The 13,014-nt window shown below is 37.0% G+C and carries 13 protein-coding genes; 5 read left to right on the top strand and 8 right to left on the bottom strand.

From position 1 onward, the window contains the following. The first annotated feature begins 128 nt into the window (after positions 1 to 128). A complete protein-coding gene (locus tag C1A05_RS12735) occupies positions 129 to 953 on the top strand; it encodes an aldo/keto reductase (protein ID WP_102028616.1) in 825 nt (274 codons plus the stop codon). A 172-nt stretch (positions 954 to 1,125) separates the two neighbouring features. Beyond that, complete coding sequence (locus tag C1A05_RS12730) at positions 1,126 to 2,496, top strand: MATE family efflux transporter (protein ID WP_102028615.1); 1,371 nt, start codon at positions 1,126 to 1,128, stop codon at positions 2,494 to 2,496. 76 nt (positions 2,497 to 2,572) lie between these two features. On the opposite strand, the gene C1A05_RS12725 is transcribed toward C1A05_RS12730, so the two are convergent. The 4 genes from C1A05_RS12725 to C1A05_RS12710 all read right to left on the bottom strand — a co-directional run bounded on the left by C1A05_RS12725 (position 2,573) and on the right by C1A05_RS12710 (position 5,954). Continuing rightward, a complete protein-coding gene (locus C1A05_RS12725; protein WP_234998539.1) occupies positions 2,573 to 3,211 on the bottom strand; it encodes a TerC family protein in 639 nt (212 codons plus the stop codon). A 170-nt stretch (positions 3,212 to 3,381) separates the two neighbouring features. Further along, a complete protein-coding gene (locus C1A05_RS12720; RefSeq protein WP_102028613.1) occupies positions 3,382 to 4,704 on the bottom strand; it encodes a DUF4179 domain-containing protein in 1,323 nt (440 codons plus the stop codon). Beyond that, positions 4,680 to 5,216, bottom strand: coding sequence for an RNA polymerase sigma factor (locus C1A05_RS12715; protein WP_102028612.1), 537 nt, complete (start codon positions 5,214 to 5,216; stop codon positions 4,680 to 4,682). The genes C1A05_RS12720 and C1A05_RS12715 overlap by 25 nt, the downstream gene beginning before the upstream one ends. Before the next feature lie 147 nt (positions 5,217 to 5,363). Further along, positions 5,364 to 5,954, bottom strand: coding sequence for a YdhK family protein (locus tag C1A05_RS12710; RefSeq protein ID WP_102028611.1), 591 nt, complete (start codon positions 5,952 to 5,954; stop codon positions 5,364 to 5,366). A 247-nt stretch (positions 5,955 to 6,201) separates the two neighbouring features. Here C1A05_RS12710 and C1A05_RS12705 point away from each other — a divergent pair, with 247 nt between their 5' ends. Together C1A05_RS12705 and C1A05_RS12700 are read left to right on the top strand one after the other, a co-directional pair. After that, complete coding sequence (locus C1A05_RS12705) at positions 6,202 to 7,710, top strand: methyl-accepting chemotaxis protein (RefSeq protein WP_102028610.1); 1,509 nt, start codon at positions 6,202 to 6,204, stop codon at positions 7,708 to 7,710. 308 nt (positions 7,711 to 8,018) lie between these two features. After that, positions 8,019 to 9,194 (top strand): D-alanyl-D-alanine carboxypeptidase family protein, encoded by a 1,176-nt coding sequence (locus tag C1A05_RS12700; RefSeq protein ID WP_234998524.1) that lies wholly within the window; start codon positions 8,019 to 8,021, stop codon positions 9,192 to 9,194. 38 nt (positions 9,195 to 9,232) lie between these two features. Here C1A05_RS12700 and C1A05_RS12695 read toward each other — a convergent pair whose 3' ends face one another. From C1A05_RS12695 to C1A05_RS12680, 4 genes are all read right to left on the bottom strand, one after another. After that, the gene (locus C1A05_RS12695) at positions 9,233 to 9,670 is read right to left on the bottom strand and encodes a YndM family protein (RefSeq protein ID WP_102028609.1); all 438 of its coding nucleotides are present in this window, start codon (positions 9,668 to 9,670) and stop codon (positions 9,233 to 9,235) included. A 122-nt stretch (positions 9,671 to 9,792) separates the two neighbouring features. Beyond that, on the bottom strand, positions 9,793 to 10,551 hold the full coding sequence (locus tag C1A05_RS12690; RefSeq protein ID WP_102028608.1) for an ATP-binding cassette domain-containing protein: 759 nt from the start codon (positions 10,549 to 10,551) through the stop codon (positions 9,793 to 9,795). A 20-nt stretch (positions 10,552 to 10,571) separates the two neighbouring features. Next, positions 10,572 to 11,336, bottom strand: a complete 765-nt coding sequence (ssuC, locus tag C1A05_RS12685; protein WP_102028607.1) for an aliphatic sulfonate ABC transporter permease SsuC — start codon at positions 11,334 to 11,336, stop codon at positions 10,572 to 10,574. 28 nt (positions 11,337 to 11,364) lie between these two features. Continuing rightward, positions 11,365 to 12,330 carry a sulfonate ABC transporter substrate-binding protein gene (locus tag C1A05_RS12680; protein WP_102028606.1) on the bottom strand — a complete coding sequence of 322 codons (966 nt, stop codon included), beginning with the start codon at positions 12,328 to 12,330 and terminating at the stop codon, positions 11,365 to 11,367. 163 nt (positions 12,331 to 12,493) lie between these two features. Between C1A05_RS12680 and C1A05_RS12675 the strand changes: the two genes are divergently transcribed. After that, positions 12,494 to 12,994 (top strand): DUF3231 family protein, encoded by a 501-nt coding sequence (locus C1A05_RS12675; protein WP_102028605.1) that lies wholly within the window; start codon positions 12,494 to 12,496, stop codon positions 12,992 to 12,994. Positions 12,995 to 13,014: the final 20 nt, after the last annotated feature.

The raw sequence follows: 13,014 nt of genomic DNA, 5'->3' as shown, positions 1-13,014 counted from the left end.
TTGGTACTGTTTGAAGGTAAATTGTTGGACGATTGCAGAATACTTTAGCTATCGTAATTTTTAGTCTATAATATTACCTCAAGGAAAATGGCAACATATGAAATATTACGCAAAGGAGAAATGCAAAAATGAATGATGTCACATTAAACAATGGCGTAAAAATGCCACAGCTTGGATTCGGAGTTTGGCAAGTGGAGAACGATCAAGCAACTACTGCTGTTTCAAAAGCGTTGGAAGTAGGTTATACCTCCATCGATACGGCAATGATTTATGGAAATGAAGCGGGAGTAGGGAAGGCGATTAAAGATTCTAATATTCCTCGTGAAAAATTATTCATTACGACAAAGGTTTGGAATAGTGATCAAGGTTATGAAAACACATTACGAGCTTTTGACGAAAGCCTAGAGAGACTCGGCCTTGAATATGTAGACTTATATTTGATTCACTGGCCAACACCGGAATTTGATGAGTATGTAGATACATATAAAGCATTGGAAAAACTTTATCATGATGGTCGTGTGAAGGCGATTGGCGTATGCAACTTTGAAATTGAACATCTGGAGCGTATATTAAATGAATGTAAAGTGAAGCCTGTTTTAAACCAAATTGAGTGCCATCCTTACCTTGCTCAAAAGGAAATAAAGGAATTTTGTGCAAAGCATGATATTTTTGTAGAAGCTTGGAGCCCACTTGACCAAGGAGGGGAAGCATTACAAGATGAAGTAATCGTAAGAATTGCAGAAGCACATCGCAAAACACCAGCACAAGTAATTTTACGCTGGCATTTACAAAACAATACGATTGTAATTCCAAAATCGGTAACGCCATCTAGAATTGAAGAAAACTTCAATGTTTTCGATTTTGAATTAACTACTGATGAGATGTCTGCTATTGATGAACTAAACCGAGATCGACGTAATGGACCACATCCAAATGAGATGAATAAACGATAATTGTCTTAATATAGCTATTTTACGTCCAAACAAAACCTCTAACTCCACGTTAGAGGTTTTGTTTTAGGCTATGTGTATGATGTGTGTAAATAGGTAAAAATTGATATTCCCTTTTCATCGAAATGTAGTTACAATAAAGCTTATTGAATTTACAGCAAAGAAGGAGAAAAAATTGAATATAGAAAACAACAAGTATCAAGATCAATCGTTGTTTAGTATTACGTGGCCCTTATTTATTGAAATTTCGCTTCATATGAGTATGGGGATTATTGCTACATTAGTCTTAAGTGGATATTCCGATAATGCGGTTGCTGGGGTTGGGGTTGCGAACCAAATTATGAACATCTTTATTTTGGTGTTTAATGTAACGGCAATTGGAGCAACTATATTAATAGGACAGAATCTAGGAGCGAACAAACTAGACCGAGCTAGACGACTCGCAAGATCGGCCTTCGGGGTAAACTTTTGGGTTGGAATTGCGATGACCTTTGTTGTCGTTCTATTCGGTGGTGTATTTTTGAAATTCTATGGATTAAGTGGAGAGGTTTATGACTTTGCTTACACTTTCCTTACGATTACGGGATTATCTCTTTGCTTAGAGGCTATTTCTTTGGCATTGAGTGCTGTTTTACGGAGTTATGGTCATACAAAAGAAACCATGATATTGACGGTAATCATGAACCTTATTAGTATTGTGGGTTACTTTATCGCAATAAAGGGACTGTTTGGGTTACCAGTTACCGGTGTAGCAGGTGTTGCTTACTCTATTATTGTTGCTAGAATCTTTTTGATTGTCACTCTTCTTTACTTTGTCTTTCGAATTCTTTCTATTAAACTACGTTTCAAAGATGTCGTGAAAATTAATAAGGCAGATGTAAAAGATCTCCTATCCATTGGAATTCCGTCTGCTGGAGAAAATTTATCGTATCAATTATCTCAAGTTGTTATAACAAGCTTTGTTGCAATCATCGGGGACGCGGCATTAGCAGCTCGAGTATATATTTTAAATATCTCCATGATTTGTTTCTTATTTACATTAGCAATTGCACAAGGAACTCAATTGTTGGTAGCTCGGTACATTGGAGCTAAGCAATATGAGCGAGCGTTAAAACGAGGGTTGAAGACTTTAAAAATCGCAATGCTCGTTTCGACAGTTGTGTCATTAGCGGTAGCCTTAATCGGCGAGCCTATTCTTAATATCTTTACAACTAATCCAGAAATCATCGCAATCGCACTACCTGTTTTATGGGCAATCGTGTTTATTGAGCCAGGTCGAGCAATGAATATTGTATTAATGGGCTCATTAAAATCGGTTGGAGATGTTCGATTCCCAGTCGTTATTGGGGTAATCTGTATGTGGGGAGTAGCGGTCGTATTTAGTTATTTGTTTGGAATTACTTTTGGAATGGGATTATTAGGTATTTGGTTAGCACAAGGTCTTGACGAGTGGATACGTGGGGTATTTGCATGGAAGCGCTGGACTTCACAGCCTTGGTTGAAGAAGAAAAAAACGAAAAATGCGGAAGAAGCTGTTAGCATATAATTGGAGCGGTCATCATGGCTTATGATGACCCTTTTTATTTGTTTGTAATTATCCTCTTGTTTACAAAATGTACTTCTTAAATCCGACCTCTTTTTATTGTCCCAACTAAAACAGTAAAAACAGTAATTGCAGTTAAAACAGTCAGCTCTGAAATTTGATTGGCTCGAAAGAAATATTGGATTCGTTGTTCTTTTATGATCATCTCACCAGCTGTCCATGCTAGAAGTCCGGCACCAATAAAAATAATGATTGGGTATTTATTAATGATTTTTAGAAATAGTTCACTAGCAGTTAAAATGATCGGAATGCTTAACATAATGCCCACTATTATGAGCGGGAGATTACTATCTGCGATGGCTGTTAAGGCTAGTACATTATCTAAGCTCATGATAACATCTGCAAATACGATTATCGTAACTGCTTCCTTTAAGGATTCACCGCTTTTTACCGAATGATTCTCTTGGTTATCTACAAGTAATTTATAGGCAATGTAGACAAGTAGTATTCCACCAATTAAGTGGATAAATGGCATTTTTAGTAAATGGATCATGATAAAGGTAAACAAAACCCTCATGCTAATCGCACCTGCAGTTCCCCACCAAATCGCCTTTCGTTGTATCTCATTTGGTAAGTTACGACTAGCCATTGCAATTACAATGGCATTATCCCCGCTTAATAAGAGATTAATCAATAAAATTTGGATCATGGGTTCCATATATTCCACTGTTTAAGCCTCCCTGTTTGCAGAATGAATGTTTGTCCAAAATAGGGCTTACTCCACATTTTTATGTAGAAAGGGAGGCTGTGAGAACGATTTTTTTGATGAAAAAATAAAAAACCTAGCAAGAAATTGCATGCTAGGTTTCAATCATTAATTAGGATTATCTAGTCAGTTAAAGGAACGGTGATCTCAAACTCCTCTAATACAGTAGGAGCAACCTCCCTTTTTCTAGTTCCAATATACATATCGCCTTTCTTTGGAAAACCTCTAACGGTTAATGTAAATTGCGGCTCTCCATTAACATATTCAACCTCAGAAATATCTTCATAACCATAAAAATTGGGCTGTTCTGTATGGCTAACGTAAACATCGTTTTGAAGATGTGGAAATTCTCCCAATGGCTGGAAGGTTACTTTTACCTCATCGCCTTGTTGATTTACATCTAACACTTTTATATCACCCAATTCACCTTGGGAAAGTGTCATAGGTTCTTCTGTCCATTTTTTACTATATTGTGTTGAATCTTCATGGAATATATCATGATTAAGAAGATATGGTCGTATGGTTATGAATTCTGAATCATGTTCAATAGGATTAAAAAACTGCTTAATATCAACATGTAAGTATCCATCGTATATTGGACCTCCAAAACCTGTAGGGATATTACCTAATACATTTCCGTTTGAATCTATTACTTGAAAATCAAAATGCTCTTCTTCCCATAGTTTCGTTTTTATCTTAGCTTTAATATTTACCGAAGTAGTTAATGGAGATACAGATACATCCTCATAAGTCAGCGTAATTTCATCGCTCTTAAAAGTTTTATCTAATACAACGGTATTTGTATCTATATTTCGCTTAACCTCTATCTGTCCATCTTCTTTCACCCACGTATAATCCGATTTAAATCTTAAATTAAACGCTTTAGGCAACGACTCATCTGGAGATAATTTCATCACTCCAACAATTGACCCATCAGGCATTTTAGTTGATTGAATATTTAATTTCGGATTTTGAAGTAATTCTCCATTAACAAAAAATTTATTGACGATACCAAAAATATCATATGGACGTTGATGATCAGGATAAAAAGACTCATAAGGATCAACTTTAAACTCTAATGCAATTCTTGAACCATCATAAATGTATTTCGTAAAAGTTACCGTTTTCCCCTCAATATCAATAACTTCATACATGGGCGTACCGAGACCCTCTTTTTCTGCATGTTGGATGCCTTCATCTCCAAACTTCTCAAATAAAGAACCAATAATAGGTATACCCTTCAGCGTATCTGCAAATGCGGGAGAAAGAAAGGAGCCTCCGACTAAAATGGAAAATGCTATAACCGCAGCGGCTACAGAATACATCCAAACAGGCTTTTTCTTCTTTCTAGGCAATTGGTGAAATGTAGATTGTATCCTTTTTTCAATTTGATCTGGTAAAGGACCATTCACGTAATCCTTTACATCGTTTTCCCATTTTTCCATTGTAATCCCTCCTTTTTGCTAAAAAAATGTCGTCCATATTCTCGTGCGCGACGCAATCTTGTTTTTACTGTGTTTTCTGGCATGTCGTAAATGGCAGCGATGTCTTTTATTGTTAGATCTTCTATGTAGTATAAGGATAAAATTTCGGCCTGTTCTTTTGGAAGCTGGCGAAGTAATTGGCGAACCTCCACTTTTTCAAAGCCATAATCATCTGATTGCATGAGGTCATAATTCTCAAGAGTAGTCACTTTTTTCCGTTTTCGAATCAGTTGATAAGACTCATTTTTTACGATTCGCATGAGCCATGTTTTAAAGTAAGCAGGTTCTTTCAATGTTTGAATCGAATCAAATGCTTTTAAAATAGATTCTTGCATGACATCGGCACAATCTTCATCATGATGCACGATTGCTTTTGATACACGATACATGAGGAGCTTATATTCACTTATTATCCGTTCAAATGCTTCTACATTTCCTTTTTGTGCTTTTTTTACTTCTTTTTGAAGGTTCATGTCGTCCTCCTTTCTGCATAGTCACTCTATTAGATAAACGAATCGGACTTCAGGTTTCATTAATTTGTATAATTATCTCATAATGATGGCAAATAAAGTAAAAGTAAAAATAAAAACCCCCCTGCAACATATGCAAGGGGGAAAGCGTTATTTAGCTTTTAATTCATCTTCCGTAACCCACATGTGATTTTTTATTTCCTCGCCACTTTTCTTGGATACATAATTAATCATATAAACTGTTGTTTGTTCGGCTGATTCAATTACGGCAGTAGCACCATCCATACCGATCATATGCTTTGCATTTAATGTAACTTCAGTACCGGGCTCAAGCGGCGCATCTCCTGCATCCTCTAATTCTTCGTGCACAACCCATTTATGATTTTCCACCTTCTCTCCACCAGAAGTGGGAGTGTAGGTAACGGCATATACAGTAGTATCATATGCACCTACTATAGTTGCCTCTGCACCATTCATACCTTCCATATGATCTGCTTCGATTATGGCGGTACTACCGATTGGATATGTTGGATCCTCTGCTTGTTTTAAGTTTTCAGGAGCCTCACCAGAATGGCTGTGTTCCCCATCTTGATCGGATTCCGTTCCTTCTGTTCCTTCATTTTCTTCATATTGTTGTCCTGTATCTGGATCTACCCCATCATTATCATCAGTTGTGCTAGTACATGCAGTTAAAAGTAATACAAAAATAAACATTGCTGGCCATTTATAAATTGACTTCATCTATGTCCCTCCTAATAGGTTTCTGTTTACTAGTGTTTATTTTTTTTCTTAATTGCATTCATAAAAAGTGTGTGATTCTGATTGTTGGGGCTGATTATCTTCTAGGAACACTGGGGACAAAGAAAATATGGGCGTCTAGTTAGACAAAATTGGTATATACATGTAAAATTGGAATGTTTCAACCATTTTTTTGAATTATCTTTATTTTAAACGTGAGGCCATACTGTAGGTTGGGAAGGAGAAAGCTATGCATACAAAAAATAGAGTAGTAATAGTCTTATCAGCATTTGTTCTATTAGCATCTTTTATTATTCATTTTCTTCACCGTGTCTTAAATATATCGGAAATATGGGGACATCCCATGTCTCAGCAAGTTGATTTTGTAACAAACATCTTCTTAGTGATACCTATTGTATTATTTATTGTCACAATTCTGTTATACCGTATGAAGAAGGATCATCCGATCGTCCCGCTAATGAACACACTAACCATAACATTCAGCAGTATTTCCATAATTGCTGGTGGAGAAGGAATGGTGGAGTACCATTTTTCGATTTTTATGGTAGTTGCTATTATTGGATATTATGAAAAGATAAGTTTAGTTCTAGTTATGACGATCGTATTTGCATTGCAGCATTTAGCTGGATTCTTTTTTATTAGTGAATATGTTTTTGGGACGGATTCCTATCCATTTTCGATGATTGTTATTCATGCCTTATTTTTACTCGGTACTTCTGGAGCAATCATTTGGCAGACGAAGCATAAGAATAAGTTAATAGAGGATTTGAATGAAAATGAAAGAAAGCAAATCATTTTAAATGGAATGATTGAAAAATTATCGATTACTTCTACTAAATTATTGGACTCCTCCGCAAAATTAAAAGGCAATTATGAGGAAAATAAAGTAACCCTTGAAGATATCGTTTCGCAAATTCAACATATCTCAAGTGGTGCTGATAACCAAAATAAACAGGTAATCGAAAGCTCAAATGTGATTCAGGAAATAGCAGCTGGCGTACAACAAATTGCAAAAACATCAACCGATGCCTCCCAAAAGTCACTAAAAACAACAGAAGAGGCAACTGGTGGTAACGAGATTATTCAACAAGCTGTTGAACAAATGAATTCCATAAGAGAATCGGTTGGAAATTCATCTGAGAAAGTGAAATCATTAAATAACCGTTCAAGCGAAATTGGCAAAATTGTAAATTTAATTACTGATATTTCGGAACAAACAAATTTACTTGCTTTAAACGCGGCTATTGAGGCGGCAAGGGCAGGTGAGCACGGAAAAGGTTTTGCTGTTGTTGCGGAAGAGGTGAGGAAATTAGCAGACCAATCAGCTGGGTTTGCAAGCGAAATTACGAGTCTGGTTCATGCCATCCAAGAAGATATTGATACGTCAGTCGATTCCATGGGTCAAGTGCAAGGTGAGGTTCAGCGTGGTTTAGATATTGTACTAGAAGCAGGGGAGAACTTTGACAAAATAGACACATCAATTGATCAAGTAGCCGAACAAATTAAACATATATCCTTTGCGGCGGAAGAGGTTTCTGTTGCAGCGGAGCAAGCGTCGGCATCTATTCAGGAAATGACATCCTTTACAGAAGAAACAACCGAGAAGACGCAACATGTTGCCCTATCCTCTGAGGCGCAGCTTTCCTCTATTCATTTTCTATCGAGCTTAATTACGACATTAAATGAAATTGCGATTGAATTAGAAGAATTAATTCGAGAGACAGAGGAATTAAAATAAATCTTTAATTTGAAATAATGAAACATCCACTATAGTGTGGGTGTTTTTCTTTTCGTTCGGAAACATAGTTCATTTGCTCCATTCATTTTCTTGAAAAGCTCTTGTGTGTTTTACCTTACTTTTAAATTAAAAATTTACAAATATAGGAATTTAATATTACATATAGATAACATTTCCTTTTCACTTAAAATTTGCACTAAAAATTACCTAACATTAATGGTATTATAGAAAAGTATTTCTCTTCATGGTGTTCAATCGGTTCACTGTGTCTCAAGTAGAAACAGTTTATATATAGAAGGTGTAACAATATGATAAAACGAATACTACTACTCACTATATTAATGATGTCCCCGCTCGCCATGTCTCCAAAAATATATGGAGAAACGGATGAGCCAAGTATTACAAGCGAAACTGCCGTTTTAATGGATGCGAAAACAGGAGCCATTTTATATGACAAGAATGCAGAGCAGGCGATGTATCCTGCTAGCTTAACGAAAATCGCTACAGCTATATATGCAATTGAAAATGGTAATTTAGAAGACATCGTAACAGTTAGTGAAAATGCTCTTGATGTTGAAGGAACAACCGTTTTTCTAGAAGAAGGGGAGCAAGTACCATTAAAAAAGCTCATTCAAGGATTACTAATAAACTCCGGAAATGATGCAGGCGTTGCGATTGCCGAACATTTAAGCGGTAGTGTGGAGCAATTTTCCAAAGATATAAATGCATACTTACGTAATACAGTAGGTGTGAAAAATACAACCTTTAAAAACCCGCATGGTTTATTTGATTATGAACATGTAACGACGGCAGAAGATTTGGCGTTTATTACGAAATATGCGTTGCAAAATGAATTATTTCGAGAGATTTTTGGAACTGTCCAGTTAGATTGGGCTGGGAAGTCGTGGGATACGACACTAATAAGTCATCACAAAATGCTAAAAGGTGAGATAACTTATGATGAAGTTACTGGTGGAAAAACTGGTTATGTAGATCAATCAGGGCATACGTTAGCAACTTCAGCTAGTGGTAATCGAATTCATTTAATAGCCATTACGATGAGAAGTAATACACAAACAGAAGCGTACTCGGATACTGCAACATTATTGGATTACGGGCTTGCCAATTTTGAGACAGCTGTATTAGAAGGCGGATCTGTGGTAGAAGTAAATAATCAAGGCTATCAAATCCCTAGCGAAGTATATTATACAAAGCGTATAGGGGAAGAAATGCAGCCTAGTGTCACACCTAATGGCGAGCTGCAGTTTAGCGATGAAAACGGGGAGGTAATGGGTAGTTATCCCTTAGAAGCGATTGCCAAAAAGGAAAATGTGCTTGCAGCAAAGGATAAAATAAATGAATCTAGTCCATTGAAGTCAACATTATTATATGCAGGTATAGGTATTATTGGATTTTTAATAATTGCAGCGCTTCTTCAGAAAAAGAAAAGAAGAAGAAGTCGTCAATTTTATGGACAGATGTGAGAAAGGAACCACCTTTTATTAGGTGATTCCTTTTTAGTTTATTTTTCTTTTCGATTGATATCTGTAATTTCCTCTGAGGTTTCTGTTTGGTAACGGAAATGTCCTGGTACTTGAGTTGTTTCATCATGATGATCTTCCAGCACATTGTTTTGTACATATTTGTGGAAGAAATACTCAAATACCGCAACCCCTGCAGCAGCAATAAGAGAAGCCGTAAATAAATCATCGATTGGGGTCATGTTTTCGGCCATCAGCCAAATTACAAACAAAGCTAAACCAAAGTCAGCAATCGTAGCTATTGTATTATTTGTGAAACGCAGGATAAGCAAATCCCCAACGATATAGGATACGAATCCTAATACTAATGAAATGGTAAAGATATCTCCAACAGAAAGGTCGTATATACCACCCATGATTAGCCACAAAAGCACAAATGAGGATACTAATTTAATCGCTAACGCCATTAAATGTCTCAAATTCACTCCTCCTTCATGTTTAAAATGAACATCCCTAATCGAAAATATGTGTGCCAATTTGAGGGATAGAGAGCTGGAGACTCGACGCATTTCGACAAATATCGGGTAGTGACAGGCACCCCCTACTCCACCAAACGGAGGCTTTTTTCTTTTGGGGATTTTAGTATTTTGTCTAGGATTGTTTCGACATAGTTGGAAAAGGCCGATTGAGTTCGTTGTCTTGGTCTAGGTAGATCTATTTCTTGGTTGAGTTCAATCTTTCCATCGCGAATTAATATGACGCGGTCAGCGAGTGTGACAGCTTCTTCAACATCATGTGTAACAAGTATGGAGGTTATCTTTTTCTCACTCCAAATTTCTTCTATTAGATGTTGCATTTCGATTCTTGTTAAAGCATCTAAAGCACCAAGGGGTTCATCAAGCAGCAGCAATTCCGGTTTATGAACAAGTGCTCTTGCCAATGCAACACGTTGCTGTTGTCCTCCAGAAAGCCTTGATGGCCATTCGTCTTTTTTCTCTTCAAGGCCAACTTGTTTCAAGGATTCTAAGGCAACCGATTTCCATTTGCCAGATAATCCAATTCCAACGTTATCAATAACCTTTTTCCAAGGTAGAAGTCTCCCATCCTGGAACATAATACGTGCATCCTTATTTAATGACGTTAGTTTCTTTCCGTTAACATATAAAGTACCTTCGTCATAATAATCCAATCCTGCAATTAGTCGTAGTAATGTGCTTTTCCCACACCCACTTTTACCAACTATTGCAATAAACTCCCCTTTTTTTACCTCTAAGTCGATTCCTTTTAGTACAGTTAAGTCCCCAAAGGATTTTTGCAATTGACTTATTTTAATATGGGTATACGCTAAATCAGAAACCAATTTTTATCCTCCTTATTTCATCAAAAGTTCCATTTTAGCCATCTTCTTTCAAAGAATCTCGCAATCATGTCGGAAAGCTTTCCAAACAAGGCATATAGTAAAATACTTAGAACAATAATATCCATTTGCATAAATTCACGGGCATTCATGGCCATAAAGCCTATTCCTGAATGTGCAGATATGGTTTCGGCGACAATTAATGTCAGCCACATGACCCCTAAGGAAAATCGTATACCTACTAGCACTGAAGATAAAGCCCCTGGGAGGATAACCGAATAAAATAGTGAAAATCCTTTCAAACCATAGGCTCTCCCCATCTCAATAAGCCCTTTATCAACATACTTAATTCCATGGTACGTATTAATGTAGACTGGAAACATGACCCCAATAGCAACTAAAAATACCTTCGATGTTTCGTCAATTCCAAACCATAGAATGACCAGAGGAATTAAAGCCAGATGGGGTATGTTTCTTAACATTTGAATGGAGGTATCAATTAGCAAATCCCATGTACGGAACAATCCATTTAGAAGTCCTAATATAAATCCAATGGCTCCCCCTATAAGGAATCCTAATAAAGCTCTCCAAAGACTTATGGAGAGATGCTCCATAAGCTCCCCAGATTGAAATAAAGATACACCGGCCATAAACACATCGGATGGAGCTGGTAGTATCGTATTAGGAATAATACCTTTCATGGAAAACACTTGCCAGGTCACAACAAGCAGAAGGGGGAGAGCCCAAGGTATGATTTGTAGAGCAAATTTTTTTAAAAATTGTTTCATTCGCAACACCCCTTTTCGCCATTCGTTTCTACTGCATTACCTCGTTTACATCTAATTTCTTCGGTATAATATCAAGCTCATAGAAAATGTCTGCAATGTTTTGTTGCTCCATAATAATATCTTCTGTAATTTCCTCCACCCCAAATTCTCTTCTTTCCACCGCAACCTTAATGGCTTCTTCCTTGATTCCTAATATTTCTGCAATCATTGGAATGAGCTCTTCGTGATTTTCATTTGCCCATTTAGACGATTTTTCAATTTCTTCTAGGACGACTGGTAAAATCTCTTCATTTCCCTTCGCAAATTGCCTTGTGACTACAAAAAAGTCTCGGTCTGTTGTTAATCCTTCACCATTTACAAGGAATTTTGCATCCGATTCTACTTGGGCAGCAGAAGCAAAAGGATCCCATACAACCCAAGCGTCAATTTGACCTTGCTCAAATGCGATTCGAGCATCCCCAGGCTGCAAATAAGCCGGTGTTATATCTTCATAAGCAATGCCTGCCTTTTCCAATGCCTTAATCAGCAAATAATGGGAGCTTGATCCTTTTGCAAAGCCGATTGTCTTCCCTTTTAGATCCTCTAATGTCTGAATAGGAGAATCCTTATGAACTAATATACCGCTACCTAAAAATTTTGAATATCCTGCCGCTAAATAAATAAATGGTGCATCTGCGGCTTGTGCAAAGATAGGTGGTGTATTTCCTGTTCGACCGAAGTCAATACTTTCGGCATTTAGCGCTTCCAATAAAGCTGGACCAGCCTGGAATAATTTCCATTCCACTGTATATCCTTCTTTTTCGAGTCGCTCCTCTAATGTACCAAGCGTCTTTAAGATAATTAACGGTCCATTCTTCTGGTAACCGATTGTAATCACCTTGTCATTTGATTCTGAATCAGCATCGCTTGTATTACAGCCAACTAATCCAAAGACTAGAACAAGCATAATGCCTAACAGAATCCAACCTTTTCCCTTCTTTAAATAGTTCACCATTTTCCACTCCTTAAAAATTGAAACAAAGGTAATAACTGTTTTAGCCTATGGTTTGTTTTTCATATAGGTTCCTGTCCGAAATAAAAAATATGTTGGCATAAAGTTTTGGGGCAGTAGAGAAACTATTATGGACTAAAAATTACGTAAAGGAAGGGTGAATGTAATGGGGATTTTGAACGGTAATCCTCAAGATGAACCACTTCATTCAGGTGAAATCTATCATTTATGGTCTCATCTATTTGCTACGAAGAGCTATTTGGTGACATTACAAGTTCTCATTAACCATACTGGCGATAAAGACTTAAAAGCATTACTAGAGGACTTTATGGAAAATTGCATCAAGCAAGAAGAGCAGCAATCAGAAGCAATTCTATCTACAAACGGTATACGACTTCCTCCAGCTCCACCTGCACGTCCAAGTGTTGATGTAAATGATATACCTGCAGGTGCACGATTTAACGATCCGGAAATTGCTTTTTTAGTACAGAAGGAGATTGTAGCCGGCAAGCTACTATGTACTTTTATTATGGGGATCGCGATACGTGAGGATATTGCCCAAATGTATGGGGAATTCCTTGATCAAAAGACAGAGTATGAAGAAAAGCTTTTAAAAATGACGAAGGAGAAAGGGTGGCTAGTTCCACCACCACTAAATATCAAATAATAGGAGATGTATGACTTTTG

This window comes from Salirhabdus sp. Marseille-P4669, from assembly GCF_900240405.1.
In the GTDB taxonomy this organism is placed as follows: Bacteria; Bacillota; Bacilli; order Bacillales; family Alkalibacillaceae; genus OEQK01.
The sequence above is the reverse complement of the archived record's forward strand: the minus strand, read 5'-3'. Positions and strand labels throughout refer to the sequence as shown.